This is a genomic window from Brevundimonas sp. Soil_N_31 (assembly GCF_057655995.1).
Map to the genome: position 1 here is coordinate 97,515 of NZ_JBDGLE010000009.1, position 17,574 is coordinate 115,088.

A 17,574-nucleotide genomic window follows, 5' to 3' on the forward strand; every position below is an offset into this window, starting at 1 on the left:
ATGATCGCCTTTTGAGCATGACCGACGTCGAGCAGATGGTCGGTTTCTGCAAAGTGACAATCTACAAGCTGATCCGCGAGGGCGACTTCCCGGCTCAAGTCAGGCTTGGCCCCAACAAGGTCGCTTGGCTCCGATCCGAGGTGCTTGATTGGATCGGGCGGCGTGTCGCCGCCCGCGCCGCCTAATCGGTCCCACCGCCGACAGCGGCGCTGACGGTGGGACCGGCTCAGGAGTGGCACCAGCAAGAAGCGCCGAGGGAGAGAATAACCGTCCCTGCGCCCGGAGCAGAGCTCCGATCCTTGAACGTGATGGTGCCGTCCTGATCGACCCACCCGGCTGCCCGGCCGAGATGAGTTGATGAGATGATTGACGACCTGACCCCCGATGACGGAGCCATTCGGGCATTCCTCGAAGATGTAGTGGGCGGCGACCGTATCGCTCTCACGGCGATACCTCCAGAGGGAGGTCGGACTGAAACCAAGACCTTCGACAGCGCCGAGGCTGCGGTGCGCTGGGCTGCCGGTAAGAATAGCGCGGCCGGGATGAACCTGTATTGGACGGTCAACACCGTCGCTCGGGCCGTCTGTAGCAAGCCTAAGAAGGAGGACATGGAGGCACTGAGATTCCTCCACGTCGACATTGATCCCCGCAAGGGTGAGCACGCGACCGGGGCGCGCACCCGCATCCTGACGGCACTGGAGGCCTTCGAGCCCAGACCCACGTTCGTGGTCTTCTCTGGCGGCGGCTATCAGGCGTTCTGGCGTCTGGAGGAGCCGGTCTATGTCGGCGGCGACGCCAACCGGATCGCTGAGTCAGAGGCCTACAACCGGCAGCTTGCGACTGACTTGGACGGCGACCACTGCTGGAGCATCGATCATTTGATGCGCCTGCCGGGGACGGTGAACTGGCCGGGAGAGACCAAGCGCAAGCGGGGGAGGGAACCCGGCCTCGCAGAGCTCGTCTGGTCGGGAGGTCCAACCTACCCGCTCCACGACTTCACCCCGGCGCCGGAGGTTCAGTCGACGAAGGGGACGGGCTCCGCCAACAAGGTCGTCATCAGTGGCAACCTACCTCGCCTGAAGGACCTCGACGAGTTGCCGGAGGCCGTGACGCAGCGGACCCGCATGCTCATTGTCCAGGGCGACGACCCCGACGACCCGACGCGCTACGGCTCGAAGTCTGAGGTGATGTGGGCGGTCGTCTGCGAGCTCGTCAGGGCGGGCTGCGAGGACGACATGATTGCATCCGTCCTGCTCGACCCCGACTTGGGCATCAGTGACCACCCCCTCCGCCAGAAGCGCTCGGTGGAATACGTGGCGCGCCAGATCGAACGGGCGAGGGTGGAAGTCGACAAGGACGAGGTCGGCCCGAACGGCCGCCGCGTGCTCGACCCTGCCGCCCCATTCTCAAATGCGAAGCGCCTCCGCGACGAGCTATTCCCCGACGCCATTCATACGAACGATGACTGGCTCGCATACGAACGCGGCGCCTACCGGGTGGTTGAGGACGCCTCTATGCGAAGCGTCGTCTGGGAGGCTCTCGACACGGCGACCGTTCGGAAAGTGAAGGACGGTGTCGTCACCTTCGTCCCGTTCAAGCCGATACCGGGCCAAGTGAGCGGGGTTCTCGATGCTATGGAGGCGGTTGCCCACCAGCCCGCTGATCGCATGGCACCGCCGGTATGGCTTGACGGCGACGGCCCACCTCCCGGCGAGATCATCTCTTGTCGCAACGGCCTCCTCCACGTCCCAACTGGGGAACTGCTGCCCCCGACGCCGCGCTTCTTCACCCGCAATGCGCTGGATCTGGACTTCGATCCGGGCGCACCGGAGCCGACAGAGTGGCTTGCGTTCGTCGAGCAGACCTTCCCTGACGGCGACGCAGCGACGCTTTTGCAGGAATGGTTCGGCTATCTCCTGCTGCCGGACATGACGCAGGAAAAGATGCTGCTGATGGTAGGGCCACCCCGCTCGGGCAAAGGCACCATTCAAAAGGTGCTGACGGAGCTCGTCGGCCGCTCGAACATCTGTGCGCCGTCGATCAAAAGTCTTGGCGGCGACTTCGGGCTACAGCCGATGATCGGCAAGCAGGTCGCATTCCTCTCTGACATCCGCCTTGGCAGCAGCTCCGACCGTGCCGCGATCACGGAGACTCTGCTTCGGATCACTGGACGCGATTCTGTGACCGCTGACCGTAAGCATAAGGACCAGTGGACCGGGAACTTGGCCGTGCGCTTCGTCATCTCGACGAATGAGCTGCCGAGCCTAAATGACAATAGTCCCGCGCTCTCCAATCGCTTCGTCCCGCTGATTCTTGAACAGAGCCACCTCGGCCGCGAAGACCACGGCCTCGCTGACCGACTTATTGCCGAGCTCCCGGGCATCTTGAACTGGTCGCTTGCGGGCTGGCGGTCGCTGCGTGATCGGGGGCACTTCAAGCTCCCTGCAGTCTCGGTGAAGGCGGTGAGTGAGATCATGGAGCTCGGATCGCCGACGGCGCGCTTCATCAGCGAGTGTTGTGTCCTTGGCCCGTCGCTTCGTATCGAGAAGGGCCGACTGTTTGCCGCTTGGCGGCGGTGGTGCGAGGACAAGGGTGAGCGCGTCTCCGGGGAGAGCCACTTCGCCAGTAATCTTCGCTCTGCCACAAGCCAGACTGTGAAAGGGTCTCGGCTCCGAGACGGCGGGGGGCGGCTGAATGTGTATCTCGGCATCGCCTTGGCAGACGATGGCGAGCGCGAGATGGCGGCACCCAGCGACCTGTTCGACCCCTACTAGCCCGCGCGGTCGGGGTCCGGGTTGGGCGCGGTCGGGGTGCCGGTCGGGGTCGTAGCCCACAGGAGGTTGGGGCGGTCGGGGCGGTCGGGGTCGTTTTCGACATTCGTCGAAATGGAGAGAGCAGAGATGGAAGGGGGAGGAGACCGGGAGAGAAGCAGGCCGCAGTAGGGCTCGACCCCGACCGCCCCGACCGCGCTTGGATTTTGTGGGTTTTTGGTCCGACCGGCACCCCGACCGGCTGCTTGGGCATCGGTCGTCCGCCCAAACCGATGAGACTTACGCGCGCGGGCGCCCGACACGCTGTCGACCTGGGCCTCGGCTAGGCGCGGGTTGCGCCCCCTTGAACCAATGTTTCGTGGATGGGAGTTGCCCCCGCTCAGCCTTCGGGTAACGGGCGGGTAACGTCGGCCACAATCGCACGACATTTCGGTGAGTTTCAGCGGCGTCTCTTCCTGCGAACAGGGGTGGGCCGACACCCTCGTCGGCATCAGCAAGGAGGTCGTCGTGACCGATAAGTTCACCCCCGCATTCGGCAGCTTCGAGGACTGGAACTGGCAGCCGCCGATGGTAGCGCATGTCATGAATGAACTTGCTCGCGTCCACTGGGATGATGAAGGAGAGACGTATCCCGGGTTCGCTGCCGCGAGCGGTGGCCTCCGGCTGGCCGTGGCCGCTGATACCATAGGACCGGACACCGAAAAGGCTGCCCATGTCTTGCACCACCTAGGCTGGATCGCTGCGTACATGACCAGTCTCGATGTCGACGATGACCAGCGCGGTGCCTTCGGTGCTATCATCGCAGCAACTGAGAAGTGGAAAAGCTGAAATGCTCGTGCTCCCTCGCCGACCCTATCGGCGAGGGAACTTCGCCCTTAGCGCCGTCCCTTCCCTCGACGCCGTGCGGAGAGCTCCATCCTCATGATTTTGTCGAACTGGAACTGCCAGTCGGCCGTATGGACGACGCGGTCGAACTTGGCATCATGATCCCGCAGGAGGTCGAGGCGAGAACGCTTAGAGATGTCGCCCCAATCATCGTACAGGATGTAAAGAGCATTGCCGTAGCGGAGGTTCTCGAAGACGACGAGGTCGTCGGCGAACTTGGCTCCAAAGTAGGAGCCGAACTGGCCTGATCCCCGGATGTAGGACTGAGGTTGCAGCTTGTTGAAGGCGGCGGTCCGGTCCCGGAGATGTTTGTCGAAGTCTGGCGAGCGCGAGGCGGCGCTCGGCTTCGAGGTGAACCACGAAACGACGTCATCAATCGTCCCGGGCGGGAATATGTCCCAATCCAGATGAATGGTGCCGAGATAGTCTTCTTTCGTGGCTGTGCTCGGATAGACACCGGCCACGCCGGTGTTCTCTTGCAATACATTGAGAGCCCAAAGCAGCATGAGCTCAAACTCAGGCTGAGTTCGGCTTAAGAACGGTGTGAGAGCAAACCGCACCACGACTTTGTCGCTGCCCGTTTGTGACAAGACGGTCGGTTCGATCATCATGCCTTGAGCCTCGAAGACCTGATGCTGGTAAACTTGGCGAGTTTGGTGGTGGGGATGGGTGCCGTAAGTCGATGCATCGCCGAAGTTTGGCGACTCCCAAACGAAGCTCTTTGGGACCATCGGGAGGTCGGGACGCTTCCTGTCCCAACCACGCGCATTACGAAACGACCACTTCCCCGCGTCCTCTGGCGGCCGCCTCGGGCCGTTGACGACGATGGAGCCATCGAGGAGGTCGGTCTCAAGCCCGAGGTGCGCGTACAGCCCGCTCTGGACGTCCGCGACACTGACCGACTTGACGGCGGCGATGGCGATGAGATCGCCGTCAATCTTGTCGAGGTCCGCGCGCACCTTGGGCGGGACCTTCAGGAAGTTACCCTTCCAAGGAAAACGCTTCGTACCCATGCCGTGTCTCCGAGATTGCTGCGCCGCCTTTCGACGGCGCAGCTAGTTGCTACTTCTCATGCGTAGTGGTGTTCGGGCTGCGCTTGCCGTACGCCGTCGTCACGAACCGCCCCGAGATGGCGCTGCGATAAGCGCCCCCCGTGCTGCCGCTCGTTCCCCCGGCCTCCCGCACCGTCGTGCGGGGGCTGCGCTGCCCGTGGGCCTTCGTCACATAACGACCCGAAATGGCGCTCCGAAACGAACCGCCGCCTTTACCCTTAGCCATGATGGCCTCCTTTCCGGCAGAGTTCGGTACTGCCATATCTGCGGTATGGGGACACCGAGTTCGGTTGTCAAGCACAGGAGATCAGGTTATCACCGAACTCGGAAAACAAAAGCAGGAGAGCCCATGCCATCGAAGCTCGGCATCAAGATCAATGAACTCCGTCGTCAGAAGGGGCTGACGCTGGAGCAACTGGCTCAGGCGACGGACAGCTCGAAGAGCTACATGTGGGAGATCGAGAACAAGGAGGTGGCTCGGCCCTCCGCCGAGAAGCTGGACCGCATCGCCGAGGTTCTCGGGGTCACGGCGAGCTTTTTGATCGACGCGTCCCAGACGAAGCCGACTGATCGCGACCAGAACGAGGCCTTCTTCCGAAAGTTCGAGAAGGCGGACCCGGTCGTCAAGGACCGCCTCAAGCGCATTCTCGACGTGCTCGAAGATGAGGGGTGACCCCACCACCCCATGTGCCTGGGCCAACGCGCTGGTTCGGGCGTGGGGGCCTCGGTTTCCCGTAGACGTGAAGCAGATCGCTCTGGAGTACTCCAAGCGCTTCGATGACCCCGTCCGCAAGATCGGCGAGGCCGACATCCCGACCTTCGAGGGCGCGCTCTACCCGATGCCAAAGGGCGGCTGGGCCATACTCTACAACCCGTCGATCACCTCGCCGGGACGGACGAACTTCACCCTCGGCCATGAGTGGGGGCACTACCTCTGCCATCGCCACCTGCGACCCGACGGGATCGAATGCGGGGTCCGCGACGTGGTCGGAGGGGGCCGCGACATAGAGCAGGAGGCGGATCGCTTCGCCTCCTATCTCCTCATGCCGCTGGACGATTTCCGGACACAGGTGCGCGGCCATACTATGGACGCCGACCTCCTCCGTCACTGCGGTGATCGTTACGAGGTCTCCCTGACCGCCGCCGCCCTCAAGTGGCTGGAGGCGACGGACGAGTGCGCGGCCTTGGTCGTGGCGACCAATGGCTTCATCCGGTGGTTCAAGCGCAGCGCCGCCGCCGAGAAGGCGAGGCTGTTCTTCCCGCCCGGCACCGAGCTACACCCGCGCTCAGTCGCGGCCAGCGGCGATCAGACCAGCGCCTCGGCAGGCGTCAACCTGCCAGCGGGCGTCTGGGCCGACCGCGCCGTCCGGGAGGTTGCCATCTTCGCGGACAAGTACGAGATGACAATCTCGCTACTCGTCTTTGAGGAGAGGGACTTCTCTCCGAGCAGCTGGGACGCCGACGACGAGGGCGACGTCCTCGACCGGTTCCGCTTCCGGGGATAGCTCAAGCCTTAGCCGTCGGGTTCTGACCGGTCGGCGGCTAATCTCTGTGGATGGCCCGCCACCCCCTCAGCGCTGAACGCAAGGCCGCCTTCGTGGCCGAGTTGGCCCGCCACGGCATCGCCATGCGCGCGGCCCGGTCTGCGTCACCCCATTCAGCTTCCGGCGCCCTCTCGACCTTTCAGGATGAGCGCCAGCGCGATCCCGACTTCGCAGCGGCGTGGGACGACGCCGTGGAATCAGCTCGCGCCGACGTCGAACATGAGATCTACAGGCGTTCGACTGAGGGTTATGAGGAGCCGGTCTACGGCGGAAAATACCGTGAGACGGTCGTCGGGACCGTCCGCAAATACAGCGACCGCCTCCTAGAGCTCCGGGCGCGAGCCCTGCTGCCGGCTTACCGGGACGCCGCCGCCCTCAACGTAAACAAGCGCGTCACCCACGATGTCGAGCCCGGTCTGCTGGGCAACGCCGTCGCCTCGGTGGCGACCCGACTGGCGCAGTCGTTCCGGCCCGAGCCGCTCAGGGTGATCGAGGGGAGCTTCTCCGATGACGCCTGACGCCGCCCTCGACCGCGTCGCCTTCCTTGTTGGGCTACGCCTCATGGGGCCTGATGCGCGCCGCCGCCTCCGCCTTGCTCTGGTCCGCAGCCCTGATTTCGTCGGGCAGCCCGGCTTCGACGTCGCCGCCCTCGACCGCTTGGACGCCCTGATCGACGGCCGCCGCCCGCCGGAGACGAGCCAGGACCATGTCGATTTGGCCCGGGCCGAACAGGAGCGGCTGAAGGCCCCCTTCGACGAGGCCTTTTGGTTGAGCCGGGTCTCCGACCTGATCGGCGCGGGCTTCGGCGCGCAAGAGGCTGCCCAACTCGTCCAGACGGTGCGGGCGCAAGTGGACGTCAGGCCCGAACCCATAAGTCAGGAACACCACAATGCTTATCAGCCTTAAGCGCAAGCGCATCATGTCTGAGCGGCGCGAGGCCGTCGGACAGCGTCACGCTGCCGCCCGCGATCTTGTCGCCGCCCTGAGGGAGGCGGAGGCCGCAGTCGAGGCACTGAAATCGGCAAACGACCGCTTCTATCGATCCGACGTTCAGGCGGAACAGGCGGGTCTCAGCAGTCTGCGCCGGTCGCGCGAACGGATGTTCGCTTTTCTCACCGCTGGTGAGCTCATCGCCGAGGCCCCCATCCTGAGCCGCATTCTCGGTCTGCGCGTCAGCGTGGCGCGACCCATGCCCCTTATCGAATGGGTCGACCACACATCAAATCTTGATCTCGGCGACGCCGGGGGAGGAGCCCAAGCATGAACCCGATGAAGCGTCACCGCGTCAGAAACCTCTCGCTGTCTGAGATCAGCAGCGTGGACCTACCCGCCCAACTCGGCGCCCGCGCCGTCCTCATCAAGTCAGCAGGAGAAGCCCCCATGACCGACACCGAAATCCGCAAGAACGCCGCAGCCGTGGCCTCAGGTGCCCAGCCCACCTACTCCGCCAGCACCTTCGAGGACTCCATGCTGCGCCGCGCTGACGAGCTCGCCCTCCGGCAGAACGTCACGCCGGAGCAGGCCTTGGCGAAGAACCTGTCGAGCGACCGCGAACTCATGGATCTAGCCCACGCCGCCGAGGTCGCCCGTTGCGCCGCCTACGGCGTCGAGGTTCGCAAGCGTCAGAGCGAGCGAGCCTGATGGGGCAAGGCGCGCTCACGGCCGATGACATCGTCGAGGGCTATGAGGTCCTCTTCGATCCGCTTATGCGGGCGGCCCACAGGGCCTGCTTCGAGCGCGCCAACCTGACACGACCCGAGCGTTGGCCCACGGTGTCTGACTGTCTGGCCTTCGCAAAACTGTATGGAGTCGATGCCGCTGAGCTCGCCGCCTTCTTTGGGCATTTGTGCTGGGGAGAGCGTGGTCGGACAGTCTGGGTGGACGCTCTCAGAGGCGACGTGCCGACGTGGCTCGCGCGGCAGCGCTCGACCCGGGGGCAAGCAATCGCCTTCGGCTTCCAGCGTGCGTTCGCCGAGACCGTCCGCTCAGAAAGGAGGCTCCACTGATGCCCTGGGGTGCCTGGTATGGCGGAGACCGACAGTTCAATGACCCCGACGGGCTACCTCGCCCATTGAAGCGGCGTCCGTGCCTCTGCTGCGGGAAGCAGTTTGATTCAGAGGGCCCGGGCAATCGGCTCTGCGCGCCGTGTCGGATCAAAGTGTCGGACGTGAGCCCATTCGCAATCTGATTTTCGGCAGTTACCCGCTAGATTACCCGAGCTTAGAAAGTAGAAAGGCCGCTCCCTGAGGAGCGGCCTTTTTATTCCATCAGTTCATCTAGTTAGATGGTGCCGCCGGGGGGAATCGAACCCACGACCTCAGCCTTACCAAGGATGCGCTCTACCACTGAGCTACGGCGGCGGGTCACTGAGGAAGCGGCCGTATAGCCAAAGGTTTCGGCTGGGCCAAGCCAAAAATGCATGCTTGATCAAAATCTTTGCACGCGGTCTGCTGCCGTCATGGACAAGCCGACCAAAGACGCCGACGAGACGGGGCGAGATGCAGACTCGTCCCCTTCCGCCAGCCCCGCAACCTTGGCCAAGGCCGAGCGCGCGGCGCGTCTGGCGGCCGCCCTGCGGACGAATCTGCGCCGCCGAAAGGCGCCGGGCGCGGGCGGCGCGCGGCTGCCGAGCGAAAGCAACTGAAAGTCATCCGTCTTGCGACGTTACGGCCTTTCGCGGGCGCCGTCCGACTTGCTAGATAACCGGTTCGCCGGGCCGTAGGGGTCCGGGCCTCCCAGGACTTCCCCGACACCCATGGACAGCATCGTCATTCACGGCGGCAATCGCCTCAACGGCTCCATTCTGGTCAGCGGGGCCAAGAATTCGGCGATCAAGCTGATGGCGGCGTCGATTCTGACGGATCAGCCCCTGCTGCTGACGAATATGCCGCGTCTGGCGGACACGCGATTCCTGGGCCAGCTGCTGCGCCAGTTCGGCGTGCAAGTGACCGAGCGTGACGGCGCCGACGGGCAGGAGACCCTGTTTCATGCGCCGGAGCTGACCTCGACCTTCGCCCCTTATGACCTGGTGCGTCAGATGCGGGCCTCGTTCAACGTGCTGGGGCCGCTGCTGGCGCGCACGGGGAACGCCAAGGTCTCCCTGCCGGGCGGCTGCACCATCGGCGCGCGGCCGGTCGACCTGCACCTTCAGGCCCTGACGGCCATGGGCGCGGCGATCGAGCTGGAAGAGGGCTATGTCAGCGCCACCGCGCCCAAGGGCCTGCGCGGGGCGGAAATCGAGTTCCCGTTCGTGTCGGTGGGCGCGACCGAGCACGCCTTGCTGGCCGCCGTTCTGGCGGACGGCGTGACGGTGCTGAAGCGGGCCGCGCGCGAGCCGGAAATCGGCGACCTGGCCCGCTGCCTGATCGCCATGGGCGCCAAGATCGAGGGGCTGGATACGGACGTGCTGACGATCACCGGCGTCTCGTCCCTGTCGGGCGCGACCTGGTCGGTGATTCCCGATCGAATCGAGATGGGTTCCTATGCGCTTGCTGCGGCGATGGCCGGGGGCGAGGTGCGTCTGACCAAGGGGCGCGCCGACCTGATCACCGCCCTGACCGACAAGATGGTCGAGGCGGGCGTCGAGATCGAACCGACGCAGGACGGCCTGATCGTCCGTCGCGACCCGACGCAGCGGCTGAAGGCCGTCAACGTCACGACCGAGATCTATCCGGGCTTCGCCACCGACCTGCAGGCGCAGTTCATGGCCCTGATGACGACGGCCGAGGGCGAAAGCGTCATCCACGAGAACATCTTCGAGAACCGTTTCATGCACGCGCCGGAACTGGCGCGCCTGGGCGCCGACATCACCGTCCATGCGGGCGAGGCCGTGGTGCGCGGCGTCGAGGGGCTGAAGGGCGCGCCGGTCATGGCGACAGATCTTCGCGCCTCCATGTCTCTGGTCATCGCCGGTCTTGTGGCCGAAGGTGAGACGACGGTCGGCCGCGTCTATCATCTGGATCGCGGCTTCGAGCGGATGGAAGAGAAGCTGGGCGCCTGCGGCGCCGATGTCCGACGGATCAAGGGGGAGGGCGATGAGCACTGACGGCGAACCGATCTCGGCCCTGACCGACGAGGTGGCGGACGAAGGCGCAGCGGGCGAAAGCCTGGCGCCGATGACGCCCCTTCGCCTGCTGGCCGAGGATGCGGACGACCTGCAGATCATCTCGGCCGCGCTTCAGGACGCCATCATGCGTCCGGTCGACATCCGTTGGGAGAAGGAGGCGCGGCGCCTGACGGTCGTCCTGTCGCGCTTCTGCTGGGAATGCGGCGGCACGCGCGTCATGGCGGCCATGCAGTTCGGCGACGTCCAGGCGGTCAAGAGCCGCCGCCTGCCGCGTCTGCCCGAGGCGGCGCTGGAGCTGTTGGCGCTCGACTTCCTGCCGACCGAGGCGCCGGGCGGTCAGGTGATGATGATGTTCGCGGGCGGCGGCGATCTGCGGATCGACGTGGAGTGTCTGGATGCGGTGCTGACCGACCTGTCCGAACGCTGGCCCGCGCGGGTGGCGCCGACCCATCTGGACGGAGCGGCGGAATGAGCGGGCCGCACAAGCTGACCGCGATCGAGATCGACAACGCCTCCCTGCCGGCCGCTACGGCCGAGATCGAGCATCAGCGCCGGGTCGCCATCTTCGATCTGGTCGAACAGAACAGTTTCATCCCGGACGGCGCTGAAGGCGGCCCCTACACCCTGGCCCTCTCGTCGCAGGATAATCGTCTGGCTTTCGATATCGCCGGACCGGATTTCAGCCGGACGCATGTCCTGTCGTTGACGCCGATGAAGACGGTGATCCGTGACTACGGCCTGATCTGCGAAAGCTACTACGAGGCCCTGCGCGGCTCTTCGCCCAGCCAGATCGAGTCGGTCGATATGGGGCGGCGTGGGTTGCATAATGAAGGCGCGGCCCTGCTGAAAACCCGGCTGGACGGCAAGGTGGAGATCGACCAGGAGACGGCGCGCCGGCTCTTCACCCTGGTCTGCGCCCTCTACCGTCGGGGCTGAACTCGACTATCTAAGCGTTTTGGTGCATTAGGCGCCCTCACTTTCACGGCTCGCGCTCACGCTCGGCGCGGGCCCGTAGCTGTTCACACGGGCGAGAGAGGCCGCATGGCTAAGGAAGAACTGCTGGAATTCCCCGGCGTGGTCAGCGAACTGCTGCCGAACGCGACGTTCCGCGTGACGCTGGAAAACGATCACGAAATCATCGCCCACACTGCGGGCAAGATGCGCAAGAACCGCATTCGGGTGCTGGCCGGCGACAAGGTGCTGGTCGAAATGACGCCCTATGACCTGACCAAGGGTCGCATCACCTACCGCTTCAAGTAAGGACGCGCGTGTCGCGTCCTGACGCCTTGGCTCCGAGGTTGATTCTGGCCTCGTCGAGCCCGCGCCGCATCGAATTGCTGGCGCAGATCGGCATTACGCCCGATCTGGTCGATCCCGCCGATATCGACGAAACGCCCCAGAAGGCCGAGACGCCGCCGCGTCTGGCCCAGCGTCTGGCCTGCTCCAAGGCGGCCGTCGTGGCCGAGCGTCATCCCGATGACGTGGTCCTGGCGGCTGACACCGTGGTGGCCGTGGGGCGCCGCCTGCTGGAAAAACCCGCTGACGAGGCGGAGGCGATCCGCTTCCTGAAACTGCTGTCGGGGCGCAATCATCGCGTCTTCACCGGCGTGGCCGTGATCTGCGGCGGGCGCATGTCCTGGCGCGTGGTCGACACCCGCGTCAGCTTCAAGCCGTTGTCGCAGGACGAGATCGCCGCCTATGTCGCTTCGGGCGAATGGCGCGGCAAGGCCGGAGGCTATGGGATTCAGGGCCGGGCCGCCGCCTTCATCACCCGAATCGTCGGCAGCCATCCCGCCGTCATGGGCTTGCCCCTTTATGAGGCGGCGAATCTGCTGCGCGGAGCCGGCTGGAGAGGCGAGGCGGCCTGATGGCCGATGTCGAGGTCTTCCTGGACGCGGCTCCGGGCGAGACCCGTGGCATGGTCTTTCGCGACGGCCGCGCCTGGACCCTCATTATACATAGAGACGGCGATCGGCCCGAGCATCGCCTGGGGGCCCGCGTCGTCGGCCGTGTGGCGCGCCTGGCGCCGGGCCTGCACAGCGCCTTCGTCGATCTGGGCTGCGGCGAACCGTTCGGCTTTCTGCCGTTGGGCAAGGCGGATCGTCCGGCGGAAGGCGCCAAGCTTGAACTTCTGATCACGGCCGAGCCGCGCGAGCGCAAGGGGCCGGTCTTGCGCCGCCTGGGCGAGGAGAGCGGAGAACCGCGTCTGCTGGCGGCCGGACCCGACGTCGCCGCCATTCTGAGCAGGCTGGCGCCGGGCGCGCCTGTGTCCACGGGCGTCGAGGCGATCCGCGCGGCGCTGGAGGCTGAAGAAGACGCGCTGTCCGGCGGCGTGGTCGTGCCGGGCGTGGGCCTGGATCTGGCTGTGCAGCGGACGCGGGCTCTGATCGCAGTCGACATCGATTACGCGCCCGCCGCAGGTCGAGATTCCCGCAAGGCGCGCGAGGCGGTGAATCGCGAAGGCCTGCGCCAGACGGCGCGGTTGCTGGCGCTGAAAGGGTGGGGCGGTCTGGTCGCCATCGACCTGGCAGGCGTCGGCCTGCACCCAGAGACCACTCTATCCATGGCGCGCCAGGCGTTCGCCGATCACGACGGGGCGGCGATCGGGCCGCTCAGCCGGTTCGGCCTGCTGCAACTGTCTTTGCCGTGGGCGCGTACGCCTGCGGACGAACGACTGGCGGCGCCGGGGGCGCCGGAGATCGGCGCCCTGCGTCGGCTGCGCCTCGCCTTGCTGACGGATCGCGCCGCGCCGCGCCTGACGCTGCACTGTAGTTCGACATCGGCTGCGATCCTGTCACCCTGGGTGGCGCAGCTGGGGCCGCGCGCCCACATCCGCCCGGACGCCGCGCCGGGCGTGTTCGAGATCAAGGAGGGCTGAGCATGGCCCAATGCCCCATTTGCCGTCGCGCCGAAGCTGTCGCCGCCTACAAGCCCTTCTGCTCCAAGCGTTGCGCCGACATCGATCTGCAGCGCTGGTTCACCGGCGGCTACGCCATTCCGGTCGAAGAGGCGCACGATGATGAAAAAGATCGCGGAATTGAGTGAATTGGCGTCTGGACAGCCCGTCCGGGCTCGCCTATAGACCCGCCTCTCGCGACGACGTCGTGCGCCTGGATAGCTCAGCTGGTAGAGCAGCGGATTGAAAATCCGCGTGTCGGTGGTTCGAACCCGCCTCCAGGCACCACTTTCCCTTCATTGTCGAATATTCGCTTCGGTCACCAAAAAGCCGAAAATTCGTCACGGGCCTAAACTTTTCTTAACCTTAGCTTGCACGGCAAGTTTGTTGCTGTTTCGTGACTTTTGCGCGCATTTTTTATGCGTCGCGTGCCGTGACGCGTCGGGCAAGGGGTGAAAAGCCATTTTCCGCCCTTGACGCTAAGATACCGCTTCGCCAAAGGGACAGGATCGCATTCCTGCTTGCAGGCTGTGGACGGCGAGATATTGTCTCTGTCGTCATGGTTCGCAGGCGCTTCGGCGCTTGGAGGATTGCGGCGCCGACCGGCGGGGGAGAAATCCGGCGGGAGGAAAAGATTTCACTGTAAAGGCGCGGCCGACTGACGCGGTCGCTGTCTTGGGTTCCACGAGTCAGACCAAAGCAGGAACTGGCGAAACATGCTCGATAAGAAGACGAATATCCTCCTCGCTATGGCCGGCGCCGCCGTCCTGATGGCGAGTTCGCCGGTTCTGGCGCAGGACGCAGCCGCACCGGCCGCTCCGGCCGCAGCCTCGGCCCCCGCCGCTGACGCCGCCGCTCCGGCCGCCGACGCTGCTGCTCCGGCGGCTGACGCCGCTGCTGAAGCCCCCGCCGAAGAGGCCGCTGAAGGCGGTCACGGCGGCAGCCTGACCCCGATCGCCATGTTCATGATGGCGCACCCGGTCGTTAAGGTCGTGATGGCAGGCCTGGTCCTGGCGTCGATCTTCTCCTGGACGCTGCTGCTCATCAAACTGGTCGAGTTCAGCTCGCTGAGCAAGACGACCAACCGCTTCCTGGAAGAGTACCGCGGTGCTCGCAACCTGGCCGACATTCGTCGCCTGGCCACCTCGGAAGAGTTTGAAGGCAACCCGCTGGCTGACATGGCGGCGGCCGCTACGGGCGAAATCGAACTGTCGCGTCAAGCTGGCCTCGACGTGATCGGCGCCCACCGCGACGCCACTGTCGCTCGCGCCTCCAACGCCGTCGCCGCCGTCCAAGGCGGTCTGGGCATCCGTCTGTCGGGCGGCCAGCAGTTCCTGGCATCGGTCGGTTCGTCGGGTCCGTTCATCGGTCTGTTCGGTACCGTTTACGGCATCATGAACTCGTTCATCGGCATCGCCGAGTCGAACACCACCAACCTGGCCGTCGTGGCTCCGGGTATCGCTGAAGCCCTGCTGGCTACCGGCATCGGTCTGTTCGCGGCTATCCCGGCGGTTATCTTCTATAACTACTTCAACACCCGCATCGCGTCCTACGGTGCTCGCGCCGATGGCTTCAACGCCGAGCTGATGAACTCGATCTCGCGTCAACTCGACAAGGGAGCGTAAGACGGATGGCCGCCAAACTTTCCGGTTCCGGCGGCGGCAAGTACACCGTCGAGGCGAACAGCGATATCAATGTCACGCCTTTCGTCGACATTATGCTCGTTCTCCTTATCATCTTCATGGTGGCGGCTCCGCTCGCCACCGTGTCGGTGCAGGTGAAACTTCCACGTGCCGTCGCTCCGCCGGCTCCCAACCCGCCCAAGCCTATCTTCATCTCCATTCAGAATGGCGGCGAAGTGTTCGTGGGCGATTTCCGGACCTCGGTTGCAACGCTAGGCGATGATCTGAAGACCCAAATCGGAACGCGTAACCCTGACCAGGAGCGGATCTTCATCCGTGCTGACCAGCAAACGCGCTACGGGGACTTCATGCAGGTCATGAACGCCTTGCAGGACAATGGTTTTTACAGCGTCGCCCTGGTTGGCGAAGATCAGTCGTAAGGGGGCGTGACGCAAAGCATGACTGCTGAACATCACGAGCATCGCGACCCTCTGCTCGACGCCCCGAAGAAGAAAAAACTTTCGACGGGCGCAATGGTCGGAATCGGCATTTCGGTTGTCGTTCACGTTCTTGCTGGTTTTTACCTCTACAAGAGCAAGTTCGAACTCCAGGAGTTCGATTACGTGGACGAGGCTGTGGATGTGGAGTTGATGGCGCCGCCACCGCCGCCACCGCCTCCGCCTCCGCCGCCGCCGCCGCCGCCGGATACGCCTCCGCCGCCGAAGCTTCAGGTGCGCGAGCCGGTCGTCAACACCCAGGCGCCTCCGCCTCCGGTGACCTTGCCGATCGAGCCGACGAAGAAGGAAGACCGCGTCGAATACACGGGCCCGCCCGTGATCGTCCCTGGTCCTCCGCCTCCGCCGGCGCCGCCCGCGCCGCCGCGTCCTTCGGTGATCACCAACCCGCAGTGGGCTCGCCCGCCGCGTCCGACCGAACGGGACTTCCCGCAACGCGCTCTTGATCGCGGCGTGGGCGGTTCGGCCACGGTCGAGTGCACGGTGACCCCGAGCGGTCGTCCCGAAGCTTGTCGCGTCGTCTCGGAAGAGCCGTCCGGCATGGGCTTTGGCGCCGCCGCAGTCCGTATCGTCCAGCGTGGGCAACTTTCGCCCCGCACGGTCGACGGCGCTGCAACGAACGCCAAGTTCGTGGTCCGGGTGCCTTTCAACCTGGACTAAGCGAGCGATCGCATTGAAACGAAAAGAAGCGCCTCGAGGTCTTGCCTCGGGGCGCTTTTTTCATGCGCTGAAACCTCAAGGTCGCGGCTCAACGAAACGAGCGATGGAAACGCACTTTGCGGCGTCAGGCATGGAGCCGGGCGGCCTGCCTGTGCATTATGGCCCCTGAACTGTTCCGGAGGACTGATGTCTCGTAAGCCCCTTATGCTCGCCCTGGCGATCACCACCGGCGTTCTGGGCGCCGGGGTCGGCGCCTGCGCCTATAATGAGGCCCTGGGCCGCAATCAGCTGGTCTTCATCGACGACGGCGTGCTGGTCCAGCAGTCGCAGGCGGCTTGGGCCGAGACGCTGCGGACGCAGAAGGTGTCGAACAATACGGCCCAGAACGCACGGGTGCGCCGGGTGGGGGATCGCATTGTCCAGGCGGCCAATCTGACCAACCGCCATTGGGAATATGCGGTGTTCGACGACGCCACGCCGAACGCCTTCGTCCTGCCGTCGGGCCATATGGGGGTGACGACGGGACTGCTGGCCATCGCCAAGAACGACGACCAACTGGCCGCCGTGATCGGCCATGAGGTCGGCCACGTCATCGCCCGTCACGCCGCCGAGCGCGCCTCGACCACCCAGACGACGGGTCTGATCCTGGGCGCGGTGCAAAGCCAGGCCGGGGATTACAGCCAGGCGGTTCAGGCCTTTGGCGGCATGGGCGCGCAGTTGGGCGTGCTGTTGCCGTTTTCGCGCAGCCATGAGTTGGAAGCGGATCGGCTGGGCGTCGATTACATGGCGGCGGCCGGCTACAAGCCGTCGGAATCGCTGGCCCTGTGGCGCGCCATGGCTGAAGGGCGGCAGTCTGGGACGCCGGAGTTCGCCTCGACCCACCCTTCGGACCAGACCCGTCTGATGCAACTTCAGCAGTATATCGCCAGCCGCGGTTGGAACTGACGGGGATAAAACATAAAATCCTGCGCGAGGACGAAATGGCCGCTTGCCCCCGACGGCGAGGCCCGCTAGAGAACCGCCCTCGCGCAGAGATGTGCAGCCTTAGCTCAGCTGGTTAGAGCGCCGGTTTGTGGAGCCGGAGGTCCTCAGTTCAATCCTGAGAGGCTGTACCATTCTCCCTCGAATCGCTTCTTGCGAAAATCGAGGGAGAAGTATGACGATGACGTCGCCGGCGTGGGATCCCCAACAGTACAACCGTTTCGAGCGCCAGCGTGATCGCGCGGCGATCGATCTGCTGTCTCAGCTTCCGGGTGATCTGAACCCGCATGAGGTTTGGGACATCGGCTGTGGCACGGGTCAGCACGCGGCCTTGCTGAAGCGGCGTTGGCCGGATGCGCAGGTGCATGGGCTGGATTCCAGCGCCGCCATGCTGGAGCAGGCGCGGAGCCTGCCGGACGATGTGGACTGGGTGCAGGGCGATCTCGGCGCCTGGAGGCCCGCCGCGCCGGTGGACCTGATCCTGGCCAACGCCTCCCTGCAGTGGGCGCCGGACCATGGGGCGCTGTTTCGACGCCTGACCGAGTCGCTGGCGCCGGGCGGGGTGCTGGCGGTGCAGATGCC

General features: G+C 65.0%; 23 protein-coding genes, 3 tRNA genes and 1 pseudogene. 24 read left to right on the forward strand and 3 right to left on the reverse strand.

Annotated features, from left to right (window positions below; all coding sequences use genetic code 11):
- Positions 1-17: 17 nt before the first annotated feature.
- From AC3A3G_RS14590 to AC3A3G_RS14600, 3 genes are all read left to right on the forward strand, one after another.
- Positions 18-185, forward strand: coding sequence for a helix-turn-helix transcriptional regulator (locus AC3A3G_RS14590; RefSeq protein ID WP_487488528.1), 168 nt, complete (start codon positions 18-20; stop codon positions 183-185).
- A gap of 177 nt (positions 186-362) precedes the next feature.
- Entirely contained in the window at positions 363-2,774 is a 2,412-nt protein-coding gene (locus tag AC3A3G_RS14595) for a phage/plasmid primase, P4 family (RefSeq protein ID WP_487488529.1), read from the forward strand.
- Between the two features lie 504 nt (positions 2,775-3,278).
- A complete protein-coding gene (locus AC3A3G_RS14600) occupies positions 3,279-3,599 on the forward strand; it encodes a hypothetical protein (protein WP_487488530.1) in 321 nt (106 codons plus the stop codon).
- A gap of 47 nt (positions 3,600-3,646) precedes the next feature.
- On the opposite strand, the gene AC3A3G_RS14605 is transcribed toward AC3A3G_RS14600, so the two are convergent.
- Together AC3A3G_RS14605 and AC3A3G_RS14610 are read right to left on the reverse strand one after the other, a co-directional pair.
- Entirely contained in the window at positions 3,647-4,669 is a 1,023-nt protein-coding gene (locus AC3A3G_RS14605; RefSeq protein WP_487488531.1) for a hypothetical protein, read from the reverse strand.
- Between the two features lie 49 nt (positions 4,670-4,718).
- Complete coding sequence (locus AC3A3G_RS14610) at positions 4,719-4,934, reverse strand: hypothetical protein (RefSeq protein ID WP_487488532.1); 216 nt, start codon at positions 4,932-4,934, stop codon at positions 4,719-4,721.
- Positions 4,935-5,057: 123 nt separating this feature from the next.
- Between AC3A3G_RS14610 and AC3A3G_RS14615 the strand changes: the two genes are divergently transcribed.
- The 6 genes from AC3A3G_RS14615 to AC3A3G_RS14640 all read left to right on the forward strand — a co-directional run bounded on the left by AC3A3G_RS14615 (position 5,058) and on the right by AC3A3G_RS14640 (position 7,893).
- Positions 5,058-5,381 (forward strand): helix-turn-helix domain-containing protein, encoded by a 324-nt coding sequence (locus tag AC3A3G_RS14615; protein WP_487488533.1) that lies wholly within the window; start codon positions 5,058-5,060, stop codon positions 5,379-5,381.
- A gap of 67 nt (positions 5,382-5,448) precedes the next feature.
- Entirely contained in the window at positions 5,449-6,213 is a 765-nt protein-coding gene (locus AC3A3G_RS14620; protein WP_487488534.1) for an ImmA/IrrE family metallo-endopeptidase, read from the forward strand.
- Positions 6,214-6,263: 50 nt separating this feature from the next.
- Positions 6,264-6,770, forward strand: coding sequence for a hypothetical protein (locus AC3A3G_RS14625; protein WP_487488535.1), 507 nt, complete (start codon positions 6,264-6,266; stop codon positions 6,768-6,770).
- On the forward strand, positions 6,760-7,158 hold the full coding sequence (locus AC3A3G_RS14630; RefSeq protein ID WP_487488536.1) for a hypothetical protein: 399 nt from the start codon (positions 6,760-6,762) through the stop codon (positions 7,156-7,158). The genes AC3A3G_RS14625 and AC3A3G_RS14630 overlap by 11 nt, the downstream gene beginning before the upstream one ends.
- 13 nt (positions 7,159-7,171) lie before the next feature.
- A complete protein-coding gene (locus AC3A3G_RS14635) occupies positions 7,172-7,516 on the forward strand; it encodes a hypothetical protein (RefSeq protein ID WP_306003590.1) in 345 nt (114 codons plus the stop codon).
- Positions 7,513-7,893: a hypothetical protein gene (locus AC3A3G_RS14640; protein WP_487488537.1), complete on the forward strand. Its 381-nt coding sequence runs from the start codon at positions 7,513-7,515 to the stop codon at positions 7,891-7,893. Before AC3A3G_RS14635 ends, AC3A3G_RS14640 begins: the two co-directional genes overlap by 4 nt.
- Positions 7,894-8,537: 644 nt before the next feature.
- Here AC3A3G_RS14640 and AC3A3G_RS14645 read toward each other — a convergent pair.
- Positions 8,538-8,612, reverse strand: a tRNA-Thr gene (locus AC3A3G_RS14645).
- Between the two features lie 98 nt (positions 8,613-8,710).
- On the opposite strand from AC3A3G_RS14645, the gene AC3A3G_RS14650 reads away from it, so the two are divergent.
- The 15 genes and pseudogenes from AC3A3G_RS14650 to AC3A3G_RS14720 all read left to right on the forward strand — a co-directional run.
- On the forward strand, positions 8,711-8,896 hold the full coding sequence (locus AC3A3G_RS14650; protein ID WP_487488538.1) for a hypothetical protein: 186 nt from the start codon (positions 8,711-8,713) through the stop codon (positions 8,894-8,896).
- A 111-nt stretch (positions 8,897-9,007) separates the two neighbouring features.
- On the forward strand, positions 9,008-10,297 hold the full coding sequence (gene murA, locus AC3A3G_RS14655) for a UDP-N-acetylglucosamine 1-carboxyvinyltransferase (protein ID WP_487488539.1): 1,290 nt from the start codon (positions 9,008-9,010) through the stop codon (positions 10,295-10,297).
- Positions 10,287-10,790 carry a DUF2948 family protein gene (locus tag AC3A3G_RS14660; protein ID WP_487488540.1) on the forward strand — a complete coding sequence of 168 codons (504 nt, stop codon included), beginning with the start codon at positions 10,287-10,289 and terminating at the stop codon, positions 10,788-10,790. Before murA ends, AC3A3G_RS14660 begins: the two co-directional genes overlap by 11 nt.
- The gene (locus AC3A3G_RS14665; protein WP_368925446.1) at positions 10,787-11,254 is read left to right on the forward strand and encodes a UPF0262 family protein; all 468 of its coding nucleotides are present in this window, start codon (positions 10,787-10,789) and stop codon (positions 11,252-11,254) included. The genes AC3A3G_RS14660 and AC3A3G_RS14665 overlap by 4 nt, the downstream gene beginning before the upstream one ends.
- A 105-nt stretch (positions 11,255-11,359) precedes the next feature.
- On the forward strand, positions 11,360-11,578 hold the full coding sequence (infA, locus tag AC3A3G_RS14670; protein WP_003164348.1) for a translation initiation factor IF-1: 219 nt from the start codon (positions 11,360-11,362) through the stop codon (positions 11,576-11,578).
- A gap of 8 nt (positions 11,579-11,586) precedes the next feature.
- Positions 11,587-12,186, forward strand: a complete 600-nt coding sequence (locus AC3A3G_RS14675) for a Maf family protein (RefSeq protein WP_487488541.1) — start codon at positions 11,587-11,589, stop codon at positions 12,184-12,186.
- On the forward strand, positions 12,186-13,196 hold the full coding sequence (locus tag AC3A3G_RS14680) for a ribonuclease E/G (protein WP_487488542.1): 1,011 nt from the start codon (positions 12,186-12,188) through the stop codon (positions 13,194-13,196). Before AC3A3G_RS14675 ends, AC3A3G_RS14680 begins: the two co-directional genes overlap by 1 nt.
- Positions 13,197-13,198: 2 nt before the next feature.
- Entirely contained in the window at positions 13,199-13,363 is a 165-nt protein-coding gene (locus AC3A3G_RS14685) for a DNA gyrase inhibitor YacG (protein WP_200165701.1), read from the forward strand.
- Positions 13,364-13,426: 63 nt separating this feature from the next.
- Positions 13,427-13,502: transfer RNA gene (locus tag AC3A3G_RS14690), tRNA-Phe, on the forward strand.
- A gap of 428 nt (positions 13,503-13,930) precedes the next feature.
- Complete coding sequence (locus AC3A3G_RS14695) at positions 13,931-14,839, forward strand: MotA/TolQ/ExbB proton channel family protein (protein ID WP_487488543.1); 909 nt, start codon at positions 13,931-13,933, stop codon at positions 14,837-14,839.
- A gap of 5 nt (positions 14,840-14,844) precedes the next feature.
- Positions 14,845-15,276 carry an ExbD/TolR family protein gene (locus AC3A3G_RS14700; protein ID WP_125902284.1) on the forward strand — a complete coding sequence of 144 codons (432 nt, stop codon included), beginning with the start codon at positions 14,845-14,847 and terminating at the stop codon, positions 15,274-15,276.
- An 18-nt stretch (positions 15,277-15,294) separates the two neighbouring features.
- The gene (locus AC3A3G_RS14705) at positions 15,295-16,011 is read left to right on the forward strand and encodes an energy transducer TonB (protein ID WP_200215763.1); all 717 of its coding nucleotides are present in this window, start codon (positions 15,295-15,297) and stop codon (positions 16,009-16,011) included.
- 186 nt (positions 16,012-16,197) lie between these two features.
- Positions 16,198-16,956: a M48 family metallopeptidase gene (locus AC3A3G_RS14710; protein ID WP_179205111.1), complete on the forward strand. Its 759-nt coding sequence runs from the start codon at positions 16,198-16,200 to the stop codon at positions 16,954-16,956.
- Between the two features lie 93 nt (positions 16,957-17,049).
- Positions 17,050-17,126 (forward strand) — tRNA-His (locus tag AC3A3G_RS14715).
- 47 nt (positions 17,127-17,173) lie between these two features.
- Positions 17,174-17,572: pseudogene (locus AC3A3G_RS14720) on the forward strand (methyltransferase domain-containing protein); the annotation flags it as partial.
- Positions 17,573-17,574 lie beyond the last annotated feature (2 nt).

Coding starts and splice junctions, on each gene's coding strand:
- AC3A3G_RS14590 (WP_487488528.1), top strand. CDS start 18: ATGACCGACGTCGAGCAGATGGTCGGTTTCTGCAAAGTGACAATCTAC.
- AC3A3G_RS14595 (WP_487488529.1), top strand. CDS start 363: ATGATTGACGACCTGACCCCCGATGACGGAGCCATTCGGGCATTCCTC.
- AC3A3G_RS14605 (WP_487488531.1), bottom strand. CDS start 4,669: ATGGGTACGAAGCGTTTTCCTTGGAAGGGTAACTTCCTGAAGGTCCCG.
- AC3A3G_RS14610 (WP_487488532.1), bottom strand. CDS start 4,934: ATGGCTAAGGGTAAAGGCGGCGGTTCGTTTCGGAGCGCCATTTCGGGT.
- AC3A3G_RS14615 (WP_487488533.1), top strand. CDS start 5,058: ATGCCATCGAAGCTCGGCATCAAGATCAATGAACTCCGTCGTCAGAAG.
- AC3A3G_RS14625 (WP_487488535.1), top strand. CDS start 6,264: ATGGCCCGCCACCCCCTCAGCGCTGAACGCAAGGCCGCCTTCGTGGCC.
- AC3A3G_RS14630 (WP_487488536.1), top strand. CDS start 6,760: ATGACGCCTGACGCCGCCCTCGACCGCGTCGCCTTCCTTGTTGGGCTA.
- AC3A3G_RS14635 (WP_306003590.1), top strand. CDS start 7,172: ATGTCTGAGCGGCGCGAGGCCGTCGGACAGCGTCACGCTGCCGCCCGC.
- AC3A3G_RS14640 (WP_487488537.1), top strand. CDS start 7,513: ATGAACCCGATGAAGCGTCACCGCGTCAGAAACCTCTCGCTGTCTGAG.
- AC3A3G_RS14650 (WP_487488538.1), top strand. CDS start 8,711: ATGGACAAGCCGACCAAAGACGCCGACGAGACGGGGCGAGATGCAGAC.
- murA (WP_487488539.1), top strand. CDS start 9,008: ATGGACAGCATCGTCATTCACGGCGGCAATCGCCTCAACGGCTCCATT.
- AC3A3G_RS14660 (WP_487488540.1), top strand. CDS start 10,287: ATGAGCACTGACGGCGAACCGATCTCGGCCCTGACCGACGAGGTGGCG.
- AC3A3G_RS14665 (WP_368925446.1), top strand. CDS start 10,787: ATGAGCGGGCCGCACAAGCTGACCGCGATCGAGATCGACAACGCCTCC.
- infA (WP_003164348.1), top strand. CDS start 11,360: ATGGCTAAGGAAGAACTGCTGGAATTCCCCGGCGTGGTCAGCGAACTG.
- AC3A3G_RS14680 (WP_487488542.1), top strand. CDS start 12,186: ATGGCCGATGTCGAGGTCTTCCTGGACGCGGCTCCGGGCGAGACCCGT.
- AC3A3G_RS14685 (WP_200165701.1), top strand. CDS start 13,199: ATGGCCCAATGCCCCATTTGCCGTCGCGCCGAAGCTGTCGCCGCCTAC.
- AC3A3G_RS14695 (WP_487488543.1), top strand. CDS start 13,931: ATGCTCGATAAGAAGACGAATATCCTCCTCGCTATGGCCGGCGCCGCC.
- AC3A3G_RS14700 (WP_125902284.1), top strand. CDS start 14,845: ATGGCCGCCAAACTTTCCGGTTCCGGCGGCGGCAAGTACACCGTCGAG.
- AC3A3G_RS14705 (WP_200215763.1), top strand. CDS start 15,295: ATGACTGCTGAACATCACGAGCATCGCGACCCTCTGCTCGACGCCCCG.
- AC3A3G_RS14710 (WP_179205111.1), top strand. CDS start 16,198: ATGTCTCGTAAGCCCCTTATGCTCGCCCTGGCGATCACCACCGGCGTT.